We start from the raw sequence: 18,548 nt of genomic DNA on the forward strand, positions 1-18,548 counted from the left end.
GTCAGCCGGAGCCCCCACTTGAGACCGTCGGCTTGCTGACGTGGAAATCAACCGCATGAACAATTCACTTGCAGGCAAATGGGCCGGAGGCGCTAAACCCTGGCGCCCAGCTTGACCTGAACGTTGAGACGGGACGCAGCGCCCTGAACATGAGCCGCCATGGCTTCCCGGGCGCCGGTCCTGTCACCTGCCTCAATGGCCTCAAGAACCCTGCAATGTTCACCCAAAGTGATCTCCACCAGGTCGTCCTTGGCGTAGATGTCGGATGTCACCCGCGTGGTTTCCTTCAGCCTGGAGGAGATGTAGCAGATGATGCCGAAGAGATAGGAGTTGCCGGCCGCCTTGCCGATTGCGCGGTGAAAGACGGCGTCGGCTTCCAGCCGCTGTTCGTCGAACTGCTTGTGCCCTTCCAGAATGGCGACTGCCGCCCGCATCTCCCTGAGATCTGCCCCAGTGCGACGCATCGCGGCAAGTCCCGCAGCTTCGATTTCCAGGAGGCCACGCAACTCGAACAGGTCCGCAAGGTTGCCGGACTTGTCGAGTGAGCGGATATCGACCCGGAAGGTTTCGCGCTCCGAAACAGGTTTGACGATTGCCCCGCGCCCTTGGCGCGATTCAATGACGCCATCAGACCGCAGCCTGGCAATGGCTTCGCGCACCACATTGCGGCTGACGCCAAAGGTTCCCGCGAGTGCATGTTCTGTCGGCAACGTATCGCCGGGGTTCAGTTCACCATCCTGAATTTTCGCCATGATGTCTGCGGCGATGCGGTCCGGTAACAGCGATGACCGACGCACTTCCCGAAACTCAGCCATGCCGGGCTCCTCTTCGCATTGCCGGTGGTTATTCGTGTTCTTCAACGGCTTAATGCATCCATAGGCCAAGCTCGGGTGCTTGTCGAGCCGGTCGGCACCTTGGCATCAGATGGCGGAAACCCGCCATTCGCACGGATCGAACGCGATTACGGAACCAGATTGCAGATCGAGCCGGGGAACCCGTTTCCCTTGAAGTCCTAAAGCGCGTAGATCACCTCTGCTGCGCGAACGGCAGCGGAGGCCCTGTTCTCAACACCAAGTTTGACGAAGATCTGCTCCAGATGCTTGTTCACGGTGCGCGGCGACAGACCCAGAATTTCGCCGATATCCTTGTTGGACTTGCCCTTGGCGATCCAGATCAGGACTTCCGCCTCGCGCTGTGTCAGTTCAAAACTGCCCTGCAACGCCTGGACCTGCCCGGCTTCGTCTTCTGCGGTGACACGGAACAGGTTTTCGTCAGGGCCGACACGGCCAAGCGGGTGAAGTTGCACTGCCAGGTTTTCAGATAAGCCGAGCATGAAACTCTTGCGACGCTCACCGGAGGAATTCGGCCCGTCCAGCCAGTCCCCCAGTGCTCGACCCAGCCGGAAAAGACTGGTTTCGGCAGCCCCTGTCTTTGCCAGCAGGTTGTGGATCTGCGGTGTAGACCACAGCACTGTCCCCTCCTGCGACACAGCCACCAGATGGCGCCCGGCTGCGTCTAGCGCCACATGTGCACTTTGAACCGACCGGGCATTCTTCAGATGCACCTTGATCCGCGCCTTCAGCTCGTCGACGTCGATCGGCTTGGTAAGGAAATCGACCCCGCCGGATTCCAGCGCCTTTACCACATGTTCCGTTTCGGACAGCCCGGTCATGAAAATCACCGGCACGTGCTGGAGCGCCGGATTTTCCTTGATCTGCCGGCAGGTTTCAAAACCGTCGAGGCCGGGCATGATCGCATCCATCAGGATCGTGTCCGGTGTCACCTTGCTGCAGATGTTGAGAGCGGTTTCGCCGCTGGTCGCCACCAGAACGGCTACGCCGGTCTTTTTCAGGGCTTCGGTGACGAAGCCGAGCGTTTCCGGGCTGTCGTCGACCACAAGGACCGTATCGCGACGATCATCCGTCATGTGTTTCCAATTCACTCAAGACGTTTTTGTAGGCATCGAAATCGAACCGGGCGAGATGTACATTCAATGCATCGATCAGGGGCAGATTTTCCGGCGTTTTCGCCAGCTCGTTCAATTTGGCCTCGATGCCTTCCACATAACCGATCTCGGCAAGCGAGATGAGATCGGCGACGTGATCGGCACCGGGCGATTTCAAGGGATCCTTTCGGGCAGGTTCCTGGTTTCGCTCGACCGGCAGTTCGGTCCAGACAACACCCATGTGTTTTTGCAGCAGGTCGTAAAGCTGGCCGATGCCGAAGGGCTTTGCAAGGGTTGCCGAATGGTGAGCCGGACCGTCCGGGCGCAATGCCTTGTCACCGATGTTGGCCGACAGCATGATGATCGGCGCGCTGACGCCTCTGTCCCTCAGGTCCTCGGCCAGCTCCCAACCGTTCATTCCCGGCATCAGGATATCGATCAGGTAGAGATCCGGCCGGAGCGGCTCGACCGTCTCCAGGCAGGCCCTGCCAGTATCCGCCTCGACGACGGCAAATCCGATCGGTTTCAGGATATCGCAGACAAGCGCACGGTGATCCGGATTGTCATCGATCACGGCAACCGTCTTCCGCTCGCCTTCGTAGCCTCGCACCTGTCTTTCCAGGCGGATGGTATCGACAGGCCGGTCGACAGCCGCCAGCATCAGCCGCACTTCAAAGGAAGCGCCCTTCCCCGGTTCGCTGGACAGCGCGATGGCTCCACCCATGGTTTCCGTCAGAAGCTTGGTGATGGTCAACCCGAGCCCCAACCCCGGCGTCTTCGCCCCGTCGGCGGTCTTGCTGCGGCCGAATGGTTCGAAAATCTTGACCTGTTCGTCAAGCGCGATGCCCGGTCCGCTGTCCGACACGACAAAACTGGCCACCTGTGACCGGTAACTGACCGAAAACGAAACAGTGCCCTCGGAGGTGAACTTGATCGCATTCGACAGGAGATTCACCAGGATCTGTCGCAGACGTTTTTCGTCGGTTCGGACAAACACCGGCAGGTTGGGTGCGCGCACATAGTCGAAGCCGAGCCCCTTCGCAGCCGCCTGCATGCGGAACATGTCGACGATCTGATCCAGAAACTCGTGAATGTTGATCTCGTTGGAATAGATCTGCAGCCTTCCCGCCTCGATCCGCGAGATATCCAGCAGGCCATCGATCAGCCCTGACAGGTGCTCCGCACTGCGCCTGATGGTGCTGATTGCAGGCCTGCGGGCTGTCGGCACGCTGTTGTCCCGCTCCAGCACCTGGGCATAACCCATGACCGCATTCAAAGGCGTTCTGAGTTCGTGACTGAGGCCGACCACGTAGCGGCTCTTGGCAAGATTGGCCGCCTCGGCATCTTCCTTGGCCTTTTGAAGGGCCGCGTCGGTAACACTATGGGCGTCGATTTCTTTCTGGAGGAGCGCGTTCTGGCGCATGGATTCCTCTTCGGCGACCCGCCGGGTATCATGGGCAAGCACCAGGAACCAGCAGGCAATACCGACGACGATGGCAAAAACAAAGAAAATCAAAAGCACCGTCTGGCCGATGATGCCGGTCGGATCTCCCAGACGGTTTTCCGCCTGGGCATAAATGATCCAGAGCACCAGGCCGATTGCAGCATTCGACAGAACAGAGATAAACGCATAGCGCCCCAGCCGGGACTGCAGGAACGCCATCGCGTTTTCCGGCAGAATGCGGCTCGCGACGGTGCCGACCTGATAGGACAAACGTGCCTTCGGCTTGCAACTGTCGTGGCAGCGGGCATCGAGTGAACAGCACAATGAGCAGATCGGCGACTGATAGGCCGGGCAATAGGCCATGTCTTCCGGCTCGAACGGGTTTTCGCAGATCGAACAGGCGATGTGCTCCTTCGTCTGCCAGCTCTGGCGAGGCTTGCGAGCCAGGTAGAAACGCCCCCTGGTCGCATAAGCGATCAGGGGCGCGGCGACAAAGGCGATGGCCATGGCCAGAAAGGTGGCGAGGGCCTCCGCCGTCTTTCCGAACTCACCGAAGTGTGCGGCCAATGCGAGACCAGCGGCCAGAAGCATCGCCCCGGTCCCGACCGGGTTGATGTCATAAAGATGCGCGCGCTTGAATTCGATTCCCGGAGGCGACAGCCCGAGCGGCTTGTTGATGAAGAGGTCAGCCGAAATGGCGGAAAGCCACGCCATCGCAATGATGGAAAAGACGCCAAGGGTTTCTTCCAGCAACCGATAGATGCCGAGTTCCATCAAAAGCAGAGCGATGCCGACATTGAAGACGAGCCAGACGACCCGGCCGGGATGGGAGTGTGTGAGGCGCGAGAAGAAATTCGACCAGGCAAGCGACCCGGCGTAGGCATTCATGACGTTGATCTTGAGCTGCGCCACCACCACGAATGCCGCCATCAGCAAGAGGACGACGGTTTCGTTCGGGATCATGTAGCCGAAAGCGACCGCATACATGCGCGAAGGTTCGTCGGCATGATCAACCGGAACACCGTGCGACAAAACGAGGACTGCCAGGAAGGAGCCTGCAATCATCTTGGGGGCACCGAGAACAACCCAGCCGGGCCCGGCCAGAAACAATGCAAGCCGGTGCCGGCGGCGAGCATAGTCCTGCGCCGGAAGAAACCGCAGAAAGTCCACCTGTTCACCGATCTGTGCCATCAGCGCCAGAATGACTGCGGAGGCTGCGCCGAAGCTGACCAGGTTGATGCTGTCCCAGCCGCCAGCTGTCATACGCGGCGCCTGTGTTACCGGGTCGATGCCGGAAAACGTCAACCATTCGCCGACGGCCTGCCAGTCGGTGAAGGCAATGAAGACGAACGGCAGAATGTTCAGGATGATCCAGAAGGGTTGGGTTGCGAGTTGAAAGCGGCTGATCCAGGTAATGCCGTGGGTCACCAGCGGAATGACCGCAACCGCACTGATGACATACCCCAGCCAGAGTGGCACACCGAACGCGAATTCCAGCGCGCTCGACATGATGGAGGCTTCAATCGCAAAAAGAATGAAGGTGAAGCTGGCATAGATCAGCGAAGTGACCGTCGAACCAATGTAGCCGAACCCTGCACCACGCGTGAGCAGGTCTATGTCGACGCCGTAGCGCATGGCATATCGGCTGATCGGCAGACCGACGACCAACAGCACCAGGCTGCCGACCAGTATGGCGAGAAACGCGTTGGCTGTTCCGTGGGACAGGGTGATCGCACCACCGATCGCCTCCAGAGCCAGAAAGGAGATGGCCCCGATCGCCGTCTGGGAAATCGCACGTGAGGAAAAGCGGCGCGCGCTCTTGGCGGTGAACCGGAGCGCATAGTCTTCCAGGGTCTGGTTGTTGACCCATTTGTTGTACTGGCGCCGAACAGGCAGAATGCGTTGGCGCGCCCTCACGCGCTCGCCTCCACACCGGCACCGAATGCCCAATAACTGGACATATGACTATTTATTCGGCAAATGCCGTTCTTCATCGCCCGCTTTCCGCCCCGTTTTTTTATTCAGCTCCTCTCTTCAGCACATTTCATGCCGTCTTTGCTTCTGGAACTCCGTGGCAGGCTTTCAAGCCGGTTACGTCAATTGACGTATGTTGCGGTGCAGTGGTGCCAGTGCACGATCCCTTCCTGACAGCGGCACACCTTCCAGCCGCCAATCGCCGGCGTGGGAACCGGTGACGTCAAGCAAAGGGGAACATCCATGAAAAACACATTCACCAAACTCGCATTGGCAGGCCTGATGGCCTCCACGATGATCGGCGGCGCATCCGCCCAGGAAGACACGATCAAGGTCGGCATCCTGCATTCGCTTTCCGGCACCATGGCCATTTCGGAAACCACTCTGAAAGACGCCATGCTGATGCTCATCGAAGAGCAGAACAAGAAGGGTGGCCTGCTTGGCAAGAAACTGGAAGCGGTTGTCGTTGACCCGGCTTCCGACTGGCCGCTGTTTGCTGAAAAGGCGCGTGAGCTGATTGAAGTCAACGGCGTCGACGCCGTTTTCGGCTGCTGGACGTCCGTTTCGCGCAAGTCCGTTCTGCCGGTCTTCGAAGAACTCAACTCGCTGCTGTTCTATCCAGTTCAGTACGAAGGTGAAGAATCCCAGCGCAATGTCTTCTACACGGGCGCTGCACCGAACCAGCAGGCCATTCCGGCCGTCGATTACCTGATGAACGAGGAAGGCGTCGAGCGCTGGGTTCTGGCCGGTACCGACTATGTCTATCCGCGCACGACCAACAAGATCCTTGAAGCCTACCTGAAGTCCAAGGGCGTGGCTGAAGAAGACATCATGATCAACTACACGCCGTTCGGTCATTCCGACTGGCAGACGATCGTGTCCGACATCAAGACCTTCGGCTCCGCCGGCAAGAAAACCGCTGTGGTTTCCACTATCAACGGCGATGCCAACGTGCCGTTCTACAAGGAACTGGGCAACGCGGGCATCAAGGCTGAAGACATTCCGGTTGTCGCCTTCTCCGTTGGTGAAGAAGAGCTCGCCGGTCTCGACACCGCTCCGCTCGTCGGCCACCTGGCTGCCTGGAACTACTTCCAGTCCGCAGATACCGAAGCCAACGCCGAGTTCATCGATGCCTGGCACGCCTACATCGGCGACGACAAGCGCGTGACCAACGACCCGATGGAAGCGCACTTCATCGGCTTCAACATGTGGGTTGAAGCAGTCAAGAAGGCGGGCAGCACCGAGCCGGATGCCGTGATCGACGCCATCGTCGGTGTCAGCGTACCGAACCTGACCGGCGGCTACTCGGCAATGATGCCGAACCACCACATCACCAAGCCGGTGCTGATCGGTGAAATCCAGGAAGACGGCCAGTTCGAAACCGTCTGGGAAACCTCCGGTCTCGTCGTCGGCGACGCATGGTCCGACTATCTGGACGGCTCCAAGGACCTGATCTCCGATTGGCGCGCACCGCTTTCCTGCGGCAACTTCAACACTGCCACCGGCAAGTGCGGCGGCTCCGGGTCTTAAGGGAGGAGACGGAGCTCGGGCGGGTCTTACGAGACCCGTCCTCTTTCCCCGGTTTTCCAACCGGAAAGGTTTGCCTGGAGAGTCTCTCTTAGCTCTCCCCTCATCCTGAGGAGGACCACAAGGTCCGTCTCGAAGGATGGGCGGCAACCCCGGAAGCAAGTGACCCATCCTTCGAGACGCCGCAATGCAGCTCCCCAGGATGAGGTCGTCAGGTGAAAGTTCTAAACACCGGTGGACACGATGTCCTTGATGAGATCCTTCCTACTCCTCCTCAGCCTCGCTGCCAGCCTACTTGCCGCACCGGCACTGGCCCAAAGCGATCCAGAGGCACTCCGTCCGCTGATCAACGACTTGGCCAAGGGCAAATATTCCGAAACCGAAAAGCAGATCGGTGCCCTTGTCGCGACCGGTGACCCGCAGGTGGCTCCTGCCCTCGAGGCCCTGAGCGATGGCGATCTATACGTGCGCAAGGCAGATGGCGAAGTCTTCATCACCAGGAAGGCCGGCAAGAACTTTGCCCTGATCGACCCGCTGACCATGGAAACGACCGGCGAAGCGGCCAAGGGCGAAATCGACAAGATCAAGGTCAACAACAAGCTGCGCCGGGTGATCCGGTCCGCGCTCGGGTCGCTGACCCTGATGGCGCCTGATCCGAAGGTGCGGATGGCGGCTGCCGAAGCCGTGTTCAAGGCGAAGGATCCGGACAGTATCGAAGCCCTGGATGCCGCCATTGCCGCTGAAACGGACGATGGCGTGCGCAAGGTGATGGAAGAAGCCCGGGCCGCGGCCGTTCTGAACTCAAATATGGACGAGGCAGCGAAACTCCAGGCGGTTTCGACGCTCGGCACGATGGGCAACCGTGATGCTCTGTCGCTTCTGATTGCCATGCAATCTTCCTCCGAAGGCGCCTTGCGCGAAGCGGCAACCACGGAAATCACCAAGATCGAGAAATCCATCGCCGCCTGGGATGCGGCACAGAATGTCTGGTACGGCCTGTCGCTTGGATCCGTGTTGCTGCTCGCTGCCATTGGTCTTGCCATCACCTTCGGTGTCATGGGCGTCATCAACATGGCGCATGGTGAGATGGTGATGATCGGGGCTTACGTCACCTTCGTGGTTCAGGAATTCATTCGCTCCTCCGCACCTGGTCTTTTCGATTATTCCCTGTTCATCGCCCTGCCGCTTGCCTTCCTCACATCGGGACTGGTGGGGGTTGCCATCGAACGTGGCGTGATCCGCTGGCTGTACGGACGCCCCCTGGAAACACTGCTTGCGACCTGGGGTATCTCGCTGGTGCTGCAGCAGGCTGTGCGATCGATCTTCGGCCCGACCAACCGTGAGGTTGGCAACCCGGACTGGATGTCCGGCGCCTTCGAGATCGGCCAGATGACGATCACCTATAACCGCATGTGGATCATCGTCTTCGCGATGCTGGTCTTCGCCGGACTGATGCTTGTCCTCAAGAAGACCCCGTTCGGGCTCTATACCCGGGCCGTGACCCAGAACCGGCGCATGGCCGCCTCGATGGGCATCCGCACTCCCTGGATCGACGCCCTCACCTTCGGGCTCGGCTCTGGTATTGCCGGGATCGCGGGCGTCGCGCTCAGCCAGATCGACAACGTTTCGCCGAACCTTGGCCAGGGCTACATCATCGACAGTTTCATGGTCGTAGTCTTCGGTGGGGTCGGCAATCTGTGGGGCACGCTGGTAGGCGCCATGACCCTCGGTGTCGTGAACAAGTTCCTGGAGCCCTATGCCGGCGCCGTGCTCGGCAAGATCTTCGTGCTCATCTTTATCATTCTCTTTATCCAGAAGCGTCCAAGGGGCCTGTTCGCCCTCAAGGGCCGGGCAGTTGAAGCATGATGACCTCTTTCCTCTTCCGCGCCATGGACGCCCGAGCTGGGATCTTCCTCGCCATCATGGCGGCCGTGATTGTCCTGGTTCCTGCCGGCAACCTGCTTATCCCGGAAGGCTCGGCCTTCCATGTGCCGACCTACGCGGTCACGCTGATGGGCAAATACCTGACCTACGCGTTGTTGGCGTTGGCGGTAGATCTGGTCTGGGGCTATTGCGGCATTCTCTCGCTCGGTCATGCGGCCTTCTTCGCGCTCGGCGGCTATGCCATGGGCATGTACCTGATGCGTCAGATCGGGACCCGCGGCGTTTATGGCGACCCGATCCTGCCGGATTTCATGGTGTTTTTGAACTGGGGAGAACTGCCCTGGTACTGGTACGGCTTCGACATGTTCTGGTTTGCGGCGCTCATGGTGCTGCTGGTGCCGGGCGTGCTGGCCTTCGTCTTCGGCTGGTTCGCCTTCCGCTCACGCGTCACCGGCGTTTACCTGTCGATCATCACGCAGGCCCTCACCTACGCGCTGCTGCTTGCCTTCTTCCGGAACGACATGGGTTTTGGCGGCAACAACGGCCTGACCGACTTCAAGGACATTCTCGGCTTTGATATTCAAGCCGACACGACCCGCGCGGGCCTGTTTGCAGCCTCAGGTCTGGCGCTGGTCCTGTGTTTCCTCATCTGCCGGGCGATCACCCGATCGAAACTCGGCAAGGTGCTGGTGGCCGTGCGCGACGCGGAGAGCCGGACACGCTTCCTGGGCTACCGTGTGGAACACTACAAGCTGTTCGTCTGGACCCTGTCGGCCATGATGGCCGGTATCGCCGGTGCCCTTTACGTGCCGCAGGTCGGCATCATCAACCCGGGTGAATTTGCACCTGCCAACTCCATCGAGGTGGTGATCTGGGTTGCCGTCGGCGGGCGCGGAACGCTGGTCGGGGCCGTCCTCGGCGCCGTTCTGGTCAACTTCGCCAAGACCTGGTTCACCGCCGCCCTGCCCGACATCTGGCTCTTTGCGCTCGGTGGCCTCTTCGTGGTCGTGACCCTGTTCCTGCCGAAGGGCATCGTCGGCACCCTTTCCCAGGGCTGGACGGCCTTGCGGCAACGGAAAGTCTCCAAAGACTTCGAAGCCGGGTCGGACCAACCTCCGAGCCAGGCGCCGCAGTCGCCCGCCTCTCCGGCCAACGTCAGCCCGAAAAAATCTGCCTCGACCGTTCCGGCGGATGCCGAACCCCAGCCCGCGGAGTAAAGCCATGGCACGATCTTCCAGTCTTCTTTATCTCGACGGCGTGTCGGTTTCCTTCGACGGTTTCAAGGCACTGAACGAATTGTCGCTGACGATTGCCCCGGGTGAAATGCGGGCCATAATCGGTCCCAACGGGGCAGGCAAGACCACGATGATGGACGTCATTACCGGCAAGACCCGACCGGACAGTGGCGAGGTCTTTTTCAACGGCACCGTGGACCTTACCGGCGAGGACGAAGCTTCGATCGCCGAACTCGGGATCGGCCGCAAGTTTCAAAAGCCGACCGTTTTTGAGAGCCATACCGTCTGGGACAACCTGGAACTGGCGCTCAAGGCACCGCGCGGTCCATTTGCGACCCTGTTTCATGTCATTTCGGGTGGTGAGAAGAAGCGGGTTGAATATCTGCTCGATCTGATCCGGCTTGGTTCGAAGAGAAGCGAGCTCGCAGCCAACCTCAGCCACGGCCAGAAGCAGTGGCTGGAGATTGGCATGCTGCTGGCCCAGGATCCGAAGCTGCTTCTCGTGGACGAGCCTGCTGCCGGCATGACGGATGCCGAAACCGCCGAAACCGCTGAACTTCTGAAGGATATCGCCAATGATCACTCGGTCGTCGTGGTCGAGCACGACATGGTGTTTGTGCGCTCCCTGGGTGTCAAAGTCACCGTTCTCCACGAAGGCTCGGTCCTGGCTGAAGGCTCACTCGACCATGTCTCAGCCGACGAACGTGTCGTGGAAGTTTATCTCGGACGATGAGGAGTAGGCTTTGTCGTTCGCGTCTCGTCGCTCGCGGAAGTGATACGGCGGTACCGACAACGAACGAACCAACGGCCACAAGGCGCATCGCGATCAGCCAAGGGAAGTCAGCTCATGCTGCAAGTTGAAAACATCGATCTTCATTATGGCGCCGCCCAGGCGTTGAAGAAGGTTTCGCTGAAGGCCGAGACCGGCAAGGTAACCTGTCTGATGGGGCGCAATGGTGTCGGCAAGACGTCCACCTTGCGTGCGGTGGCCGGTCAGCACGGCATCAGCGCCGGCAAGATCCTGTGGGACGGCGAGGACATCTCCTCGCTGGCAGCCCATGCCCGCGCCAAGAAAGGCATCGCGATCGTGCCGCAGGGACGTGAGATCTTCCCCCTTCTATCGGTAAAGGAAAATCTTGAGACCGGCTATGCCCCGATCCCGCGCAAGGAACGGTTCATTCCCGATACGATCTTCGAACTTTTCCCGGTGCTCAAGGACATGCTGTCACGCCGTGGCGGTGATCTGTCCGGCGGACAGCAGCAGCAGCTCGCGATTGCACGAGCCCTGGTCACCCGTCCGAAACTTCTGGTGCTTGATGAACCGACTGAAGGCATCCAGCCTTCGATCATCAAGGACATAGGCCGGGCAATCTCGTGGCTGCGCGACCAGGGCACGATGGCCATCGTGCTGGTGGAACAATATTTCGAGTTCGCCCGTGATCTGGCCGACGATTATGCCGTCATGGACCGCGGGGAAGTGGTGCTCTCGGGCACGGGTGCCGACCTTTCTGAAACGGAAGTCCGTCGGTATCTGACTGTTTAGGCCAGGGGTACATCTCCCAAAGCTCACTTTTCCGCCTCATCGTGGGGAGCCGCTTCGGAGGCGCCGCGAAGTATGATGGGGTTAGGTGTGCTGTTACCCGCATTTGACGCAGGCAGTGCAGTTGATAGGGTGCAGGCAAATCGCCCACCTCATCATCCTTCCCAGCCGGATCGTCATGTCAGAACCACTTTCCAACGAAGCCATTTCCGCAATCACCGCTGCCGTTGACGCCGCATTCGAGGACGAGATCGCCTTCCTGCAGGATATCGTGCGGGCAAGATCCCTTCGCGGTGAGGAGGCCGGTGTCCAGAAGATCATTGCAGACGCTCTCCGTGACCGTGCCTATGACGTCGAGACCTATGGGCTCGATGTGGCGCAACTGCAGTCACATCCGGCCTATTCTCCAGCCACTATCGACTACACCGACACGTTCAACGTCAGTGGTCGCAAGAAGTCTGCCCATGGCGGACGTTCGTTGATCCTGAATGCCCACGTCGATGTCGTGCCCACTGCCAATCCGGCAAACTGGACCCATCCGCCGTTTGCAGCCGTGCGCGAGGGCGATTGGCTTTTCGGACGGGGCGCGGGGGACATGAAGGCAGGCCTCGCAGCCAATCTCTTCGCAGTCGACGCCATCGAGGCTGCCGGGTTCAGCTTGAAAGGACCGCTCGAGTTCCAGTCTGTCATCGACGAAGAAGTGACGGGCAATGGCACCGCAGCTGCGATCATGAATGGTGCGACAGCGGACGCGGTTCTCATTCCCGAGCCGACAGATGAAGAGGTCACCTATGCAAATTCCGGTGTCATCAAGTTCCGGATCTCCGTCCAGGGCGTGCCGGCTCACCCACGTGAGCCGGAGTCAGGCCTCAGCGCAATCGAGGCGGCGTTCCTCGTCATCAATGAGTTGAAGGTTCTGGAAGCTCGCTGGAATGAGGAAAAGATCGGCCATCCCGGCTTCGACGATCTGCGCAATCCTGCAAGCCTCAACATCGGCACCATCAACGGCGGCGAATGGCCGGCGTCCATCCCGTTTGAATGCCGTTTCGAAGGCCGGATCGGATTTTATCCGGGTGACGCCCCGCAAGACCGGATGGCCAGCCTGGAACAGATACTTAAAACGCTTGGTACGAAGGATCCCCGGCTTGAAAAAGCCAATCCAAAGCTCGAATGGATCGGGACATGTCAGGCAGGATATCTTCTTGCCGAAGGCAGCGATGCGGAAAATGCGCTTGCCGCCGCACACAAGATCACGTCCGAAACTGCGCTCAAACGGTCGATCATGGCCTGCTATCTGGATGCGGCTCTTTACGTGAACCATTGTGGCATTCCCGCCCTCACCTATGGCCCGCTGACAAAGAACATTCACGGCATAGACGAATGCGTGAACCTGCCGTCGCTGAAAAGAGTGACGAAGACGATCGCCCTGTTTGCCGCTGCCTGGTGCGGCATCGCACCGACGTAGGCCAGTTCAGCTGCACCGAAATGAGGAAGCCCTTATTCGCACAGGGGCCTTCCTTCCGGCGGAGCACATCCCCTCTTTAGCCAGAAAAATGCTCCCGTTTTTTGTGTCGTTCCGTTAGTCTTCATGACCGGGACGCGTTCAGGCAATTGCAGACGCCTCATCCTGTCCCTATTCAGAGTAGTGTACGGAGCAGAATTTCAAAATTTCAAACAATACGTTTTCAACGAACTGGTCTTTTGCTGCCGGTCCATGTAATTCGGGCAGCACCTAGCGGGCTTATGGTGATTGACTAGCGCCTGAAGACCACCCAGAAGCAGGAAAATTTAAAATGCGTGTTGCAATGATTGGGACCGGCTATGTCGGTCTGGTGTCCGGAACCTGTTTTGCCGATTTCGGACATGTCGTGACCTGCATCGACAAGGATGCAAGCAAGATCGACGCCCTGAACAACGGACAGATCCCGATCTATGAACCTGGCTTGCAGGAACTCGTTGCAAAGAACGTTGCCGAAGAACGCCTCTTCTTTACCACTGCTCCTGAAGAAGCGATCCGCAAAGCGGATGCCGTTTTCATTGCCGTCGGCACGCCGACCCGCCGAGGCGATGGCCATGCCGATCTGTCCTATGTTTATGCCGCGGCAGAGGAAATCGCACGACTGATCGAGGGCTTCACCGTGATCGTCACCAAATCGACCGTTCCGGTCGGCACGGGAGACGAAGTGGAAGCGATCATCCGCAAGACCAACCCTGACGCAGAATTCGCCGTCGTTTCAAATCCGGAATTCCTGCGCGAAGGCGCCGCCATCAGCGACTTCAAACGCCCCGACCGGGTGGTGGTCGGGACCGATGACGAACGCGCGGTCGAAGTGATGCGTGAGCTTTACCGCCCGCTGTATCTCAACGAAACCCCGATCATCGTGACCCGCCGCCGCACATCGGAACTCACCAAATACGCGGCCAATGCGTTTCTCGCGGTCAAGATCACCTTCATCAACGAAATTGCAGACCTGTGTGAGAAAGTCGGGGCAAACGTCCAGGAAGTCTCGCGTGGTATCGGCCTCGACAACCGCATCGGCGGCAAGTTCCTGCATGCCGGCCCTGGCTACGGCGGCTCCTGCTTTCCGAAGGACACTCTTGCCCTCTCGCGGATTGCCGCGGATGCACAGTCCGATCTGAAGATCGTCGATTCCGTCATCGAGGTGAACGCAGCCCGCAAGAAGAAGATGGCCGACAAGGTGATCGAATTCATGGGCGGCGACGTAAGCGGCAAGACGATCGCGCTGCTCGGCCTCGCCTTCAAGCCCAATACGGACGACATGCGCGAAGCTCCGAGCATCGACATCGTGGAAAAACTGCAGGCTGCTGGTGCCAAGATCCGTGCCTACGACCCGGCCAGCATGGAAGAAGCCGAGAAGGTCATGTCGAGTGTGATGTTCTGCGATGGCCCCTATCATGCCATCGAGAACGCAGATGTGGTTGTAATCGTTACGGAGTGGGATCAGTTCCGTGCGCTTGACCTCGACCGCGTCAAAACTCTGGTCTCTGCACCCAAGGTTGTCGACCTGCGAAATATCTACAAGCCGGACTACATGGAAGCCCGTGGCTTCGAGTACACCAGCGTCGGCCGCAGCTACTAAGCGGCCGGTTCCCACCTCAGAATTTAATATTCAATGCGAACGTCGGGCTAACCCTAGCCCGGCGTTCAATTTTTTAAAAATTAATTAAATTTCACATCACTTTTGACGTCGGAACATTGCTCCCGTCGCGTCACTATGGTAACCAAACCCTTAATGGATAACAATTTTCCCGATCTTGTTACCCAAATATTAACGATACGATCGTGATTGCGACTGCCTCCAGACAGGTTGCTGGCGCACATCAAGTGGTCTCGTAAATCGGGTTGAGGCTGGCATATCTTGGCAGACGAAACAGTATCTTACGAAGCAGATGATCACGGCCGCGAAGCGATGAATATTGCCGGCTTCGCGACGTGGGGCTATCCGCACCCCGACCTGCTCGATGCGACAAACCGTGCCTCCCGCGACCTCCGCCCGGCACGCGGAGTGATTCAATCCGGACTGAAGAAATGTATTGACCTGACCGGTGCAAGTGCCGGCCTTCTACTGCTTTTTCCCTTATTTGTTGCACTCGCGGTTGCAATAAAACTGACAAGCCGAGGACCGGTATTTTTCCGTCAGTGGCGCTACGGTTTGAACGGCAAGAAGTTTGCCGTTCTCAAGTTCCGGACGATGTACGCCAACCAGTGCGACAGCACCGGGATTTCGCAAACCGTTGCCAACGATCCGCGTGTCACATTGATCGGCGCCTTCCTTCGCAAGAGCAACTTCGATGAATTGCCGCAGCTCATTAACGTGTTGCGGGGAGAGATGTCCCTGGTCGGTCCTCGGCCGCATGTGCCCGGCATGCTGGCCGCCGGAATGCCTTATGAAGATTTCCACCCCAGGTATATGGATCGCCACAAGGTGCTTCCGGGCATCACAGGCCTGGCGCAGGTCAACGGCTTTCGCGGGGAAACCAAAAACCCTCATGCGGCCCGTATGCGGCTGGCCTATGATCTTGCCTACATCGAGCGTCAGTCGGTTATCCTTGATGTCAAAATCCTCGCGACGACGGTCGCCAGGGAATTCTTCAACGGCAACGGCTACTGAACCGCCGGCAAATCCTCAAGCAGTGTCACGGGCAGAGACGCGGGATCATGCGTCTGCGCACAAAGTCGCCATGCGCTGCAGGGCAAGCAGGTAACCCTCCACACCGCAGCCAGCAATCACCGCATCCGCCCGGGCTGAAACATAGGAATGGTGCCGGAAGCTTTCCCGTTTGTGGATGTTGGAGACATGAACCTCGATCACCGGACAGGTGCAGGTATTCAATGCGTCCAGAATTGCGATCGACGTGTGCGTATAGGCCGCCGGGTTGATGATGATACCCGCGGCCGCTTCCCTCGCCTCATGGATCCAGTCGATAAGCACATGTTCGGCATTGCTCTGATGGAATGCGATCTCAAAGCCCTTGGGCGCAGCGGCGGCTTCACACATCGCACGGACATCATCCAGGGTCTGAGCCCCGTAGATCTCCGGTTCCCGCTTGCCAAGCAGATTGAGATTCGGACCGTTCAGAACATAGATGATTTTTGCCATTGAATTTTCCCTAGACCTTCGTCGACAACTTGCCCCGCACTGGCGATTTTTACCAAGAAATTCGAAGATTTCCGGCAAAAGTTTGTGGACGATTGTTATCGGAGGTGATACCGCGGTCCCGCATCCTTGCGACGCTCGGTTTTACGCATTATTAACTATAAAACTCCAGTGTGAGAAAAAATCGGCTCATCGGGTAACCATGATTAAACTCCGCGAACGGTTGGACACACTTGAAGCTTTGATGGCCGCCATCGAAGGCTACCATCATCTCCCTATCGATGTTCTTTCCCAGTTCCTGCTTGACCACTATACGGTTGATCTTGACGTTCTGGCGCAGTTTGCCGAAGCGGCAGAAAGTGCCAATGCTCAAGGCGCATCGTCTTATGCGGCAGCGGAAAATCGCGCGGCAGCACAGTCGGCCGCCTGACGCGTCCACATCACATTCAGCTGAATTTTACGCTTAACCGATCGCGGTGAGGTTACCGTCGCCTTCGCCGCCCTGCTGTTGCGGCTGGCCGGGGCCACCTTGCCAGATCTTCTGGCGGTTCCGGATTTCGCGCGGTGCAGGGCCGAAATAGGTGGCCGTCTTGATGAAATCGCGCGGGTGCAGGATCACGCTGGAAACGCGCTGATACAGTGCCTTTGCCGAGATCGGCTTGGACAGCAGCTCGTGTACGCCGAGCCGGCGCGCTTCCACGATCCGGCTACGCTCGGTGTGGGCGGTCACCATAATAATCGGGATATAGGCGAAGGGATTGTTCGGACTGCGGATCATGCGTACCATGTCCGCCCCGTCCAGGATCGGCATGACCCAATCCAGAATAAGGATGTCAGGGTTCGCCCGGTCCATGGCTTCAAGGCCGGACGCGCCGTCTTCAGCCTCGACAATGCGCCGCGCACCGAACCCCTGCAGCATGGTGCGCAGGATGGTCCGCATGTAAGCACTGTCTTCGACCAGCAAGAATGTCAGAGAGGCAAGATCCAGGCTCACCTAGTCCTCCTTGTTTGACTTAACCTTTGCCATGAAAGTCTGAACAATGAGTTAGTCTCTCGCTGCGAGGAGCCCACAAACATCCGCCGACGCGGCATCGACTTTGAATAGTTTCGGAAAGGCTGAGAAATTACTCGCAATACACTGAGGGATTTCACCTATTGGTAATATTGCGCTCAATTAATCTTTTGGCCGGTTCGATATTAACGGGACTTTCAATTGTACGCCCCCATCTTTCAGGCAAGAAATCGAACTGAATGAGCAGCCTTTTGCAAACGATTGTAAGAACCATGTCCCGGGATCCTGAAACGTTCGGGGAAGACGATCCGCTCCCTATGGAGCATGAACCGTCCGACCTCGGCACAAATGCAAGACTGAGAGACAATCTCCTTCTGCTTGCCGGCATAGGGCTCGTCCTGCTTGCCACAGGCATGGCCCTGTCCAACGTCCTCTCCTAAGCTGCCCGTTGTGCCTTGCCGCGGCAGGGCTCAGGCAAGGCGCGGCTTCCGGGCACTGAAGAGTGCCACGCACCCGATCCTTTCAATCTTCACCTCGGCAAAGCGTTTTTCAAGTTCCGCTCGCAAAGTGTCCTGCGAGTCGGCTTCGTTCGAAAAGACACCCTTGCGGTTATAGATCTGCATCAGCTTGCGGGCGGCACCGGACCGCGGCGCATCGCCTTGCAGGATGGTGGAGCCAAAGACCGTTGCCCCTTCTTCGAGATGCGGTACCGCATGATCGAAGATCACTGCCTTTTCAGTCATGGTGCCCGGAAGGCAATGAAGCACGTAGTTGAGGCCGATGGTCTTGAAACTGCCGATGTCTTTTGGCCACGGCACGAGTGCATCTGCCTGAACGGTGACGGGGTTCAAGCGGGCAATCCTGGCGGCAGCCTTGTCGAGGCACTCCCGGTTGGGGTCGAGCAACGTCACCCTTGGATCTGAAACGGGAAACCTGGTCTTGTCCAGGAAGTAACCGGTGCCCACGCCGATATCCAGGTGCTTGGCGGAAACATGCTGGTCATAGAGCGCGACCAGATGAGAGCTCGGACAACGCCAGATCCAGCGGTTCGACAAACCCAGCACCAGGGCATCGTAGATGGCCAGCGACGTTCTGGAATAAACGGCGTAGCCCGGTTTGTGCGCGTCCGGAAACGAATCCATGCATAGCTCCAGTTACCTAAAGGAATGCATGGGGCTAGGCGCACGGGAACACAAAGTCAAGATTGCCGGCAACTACTTGTCTGGCAGGTCGTCGTCGTCAAGGATGCGCCATTTGGCACCTTCGAGATCGTCATACTGGCCGCTTTTCAAGGACCAGAGGAAAGCCCCAAGTCCCAGCGCTCCCAGGAGCAGTGCAATCGGTATCAGATAGATCAGAACGTCCATG

At 58.5% G+C, this 18,548-nt stretch carries 17 protein-coding genes; 10 read left to right on the plus strand and 7 right to left on the minus strand.

Going from position 1 to position 18,548, the window contains the following annotated elements; translation table 11 throughout:
- Positions 1-92 precede the first annotated feature (92 nt).
- The 3 genes from FIU93_RS27300 to FIU93_RS27310 form a co-directional block, all read right to left on the minus strand.
- The gene (locus FIU93_RS27300; protein ID WP_031269632.1) at positions 93-815 is read right to left on the minus strand and encodes a FadR/GntR family transcriptional regulator; all 723 of its coding nucleotides are present in this window, start codon (positions 813-815) and stop codon (positions 93-95) included.
- A 197-nt stretch (positions 816-1,012) separates the two neighbouring features.
- A complete protein-coding gene (locus tag FIU93_RS27305) occupies positions 1,013-1,927 on the minus strand; it encodes a response regulator transcription factor (RefSeq protein ID WP_152507327.1) in 915 nt (304 codons plus the stop codon).
- Positions 1,917-5,306, minus strand: a complete 3,390-nt coding sequence (locus FIU93_RS27310; RefSeq protein ID WP_152507328.1) for an ATP-binding protein — start codon at positions 5,304-5,306, stop codon at positions 1,917-1,919. The genes FIU93_RS27305 and FIU93_RS27310 overlap by 11 nt, the downstream gene beginning before the upstream one ends.
- Before the next feature lie 300 nt (positions 5,307-5,606).
- On the opposite strand from FIU93_RS27310, the gene urtA reads away from it, so the two are divergent.
- From urtA to FIU93_RS27350, 8 genes are all read left to right on the plus strand, one after another.
- Positions 5,607-6,893: an urea ABC transporter substrate-binding protein gene (gene urtA / locus FIU93_RS27315; protein WP_031269634.1), complete on the plus strand. Its 1,287-nt coding sequence runs from the start codon at positions 5,607-5,609 to the stop codon at positions 6,891-6,893.
- A 240-nt stretch (positions 6,894-7,133) separates the two neighbouring features.
- Positions 7,134-8,756 (plus strand): urea ABC transporter permease subunit UrtB, encoded by a 1,623-nt coding sequence (gene urtB, locus FIU93_RS27320; RefSeq protein ID WP_075281386.1) that lies wholly within the window; start codon positions 7,134-7,136, stop codon positions 8,754-8,756.
- On the plus strand, positions 8,753-9,991 hold the full coding sequence (urtC, locus tag FIU93_RS27325; RefSeq protein ID WP_152507329.1) for an urea ABC transporter permease subunit UrtC: 1,239 nt from the start codon (positions 8,753-8,755) through the stop codon (positions 9,989-9,991). The genes urtB and urtC overlap by 4 nt, the downstream gene beginning before the upstream one ends.
- A 4-nt stretch (positions 9,992-9,995) precedes the next feature.
- Positions 9,996-10,742 carry an urea ABC transporter ATP-binding protein UrtD gene (gene urtD / locus FIU93_RS27330; RefSeq protein WP_023001728.1) on the plus strand — a complete coding sequence of 249 codons (747 nt, stop codon included), beginning with the start codon at positions 9,996-9,998 and terminating at the stop codon, positions 10,740-10,742.
- A gap of 114 nt (positions 10,743-10,856) precedes the next feature.
- A complete protein-coding gene (gene urtE, locus FIU93_RS27335) occupies positions 10,857-11,552 on the plus strand; it encodes an urea ABC transporter ATP-binding subunit UrtE (RefSeq protein ID WP_023001729.1) in 696 nt (231 codons plus the stop codon).
- Positions 11,553-11,727: 175 nt separating this feature from the next.
- Complete coding sequence (locus FIU93_RS27340) at positions 11,728-13,014, plus strand: ArgE/DapE family deacylase (RefSeq protein ID WP_152507330.1); 1,287 nt, start codon at positions 11,728-11,730, stop codon at positions 13,012-13,014.
- 328 nt (positions 13,015-13,342) lie between these two features.
- The gene (locus tag FIU93_RS27345) at positions 13,343-14,650 is read left to right on the plus strand and encodes a UDP-glucose/GDP-mannose dehydrogenase family protein (RefSeq protein WP_152507331.1); all 1,308 of its coding nucleotides are present in this window, start codon (positions 13,343-13,345) and stop codon (positions 14,648-14,650) included.
- A gap of 279 nt (positions 14,651-14,929) precedes the next feature.
- A complete protein-coding gene (locus tag FIU93_RS27350; RefSeq protein ID WP_228869449.1) occupies positions 14,930-15,682 on the plus strand; it encodes a sugar transferase in 753 nt (250 codons plus the stop codon).
- Between the two features lie 45 nt (positions 15,683-15,727).
- On the opposite strand, the gene aroQ is transcribed toward FIU93_RS27350, so the two are convergent.
- Positions 15,728-16,171, minus strand: coding sequence for a type II 3-dehydroquinate dehydratase (gene aroQ / locus FIU93_RS27355; protein ID WP_023001733.1), 444 nt, complete (start codon positions 16,169-16,171; stop codon positions 15,728-15,730).
- On the opposite strand from aroQ, the gene FIU93_RS27360 reads away from it, so the two are divergent.
- Positions 16,158-16,598 (plus strand): hypothetical protein, encoded by a 441-nt coding sequence (locus tag FIU93_RS27360; RefSeq protein ID WP_152507332.1) that lies wholly within the window; start codon positions 16,158-16,160, stop codon positions 16,596-16,598. The two genes, aroQ and FIU93_RS27360, sit on opposite strands and share 14 nt — an antisense overlap.
- A gap of 33 nt (positions 16,599-16,631) precedes the next feature.
- On the opposite strand, the gene FIU93_RS27365 is transcribed toward FIU93_RS27360, so the two are convergent.
- Positions 16,632-17,108, minus strand: a complete 477-nt coding sequence (locus tag FIU93_RS27365) for a response regulator (RefSeq protein ID WP_051990227.1) — start codon at positions 17,106-17,108, stop codon at positions 16,632-16,634.
- A gap of 311 nt (positions 17,109-17,419) precedes the next feature.
- Between FIU93_RS27365 and FIU93_RS27370 the strand changes: the two genes are divergently transcribed.
- The gene (locus FIU93_RS27370) at positions 17,420-17,620 is read left to right on the plus strand and encodes a hypothetical protein (protein ID WP_023014640.1); all 201 of its coding nucleotides are present in this window, start codon (positions 17,420-17,422) and stop codon (positions 17,618-17,620) included.
- A gap of 30 nt (positions 17,621-17,650) precedes the next feature.
- Here FIU93_RS27370 and FIU93_RS27375 read toward each other — a convergent pair whose 3' ends face one another.
- Positions 17,651-18,322, minus strand: coding sequence for a class I SAM-dependent methyltransferase (locus tag FIU93_RS27375; protein ID WP_152507333.1), 672 nt, complete (start codon positions 18,320-18,322; stop codon positions 17,651-17,653).
- 72 nt (positions 18,323-18,394) lie between these two features.
- The gene (gene ccoS, locus FIU93_RS27380; protein WP_023001738.1) at positions 18,395-18,547 is read right to left on the minus strand and encodes a cbb3-type cytochrome oxidase assembly protein CcoS; all 153 of its coding nucleotides are present in this window, start codon (positions 18,545-18,547) and stop codon (positions 18,395-18,397) included.
- Position 18,548 lies beyond the last annotated feature (1 nt).

The organism is Labrenzia sp. THAF35 (assembly GCF_009363595.1).
In the GTDB taxonomy this organism is placed as follows: Bacteria; Pseudomonadota; Alphaproteobacteria; order Rhizobiales; family Stappiaceae; genus Roseibium; species Roseibium algicola.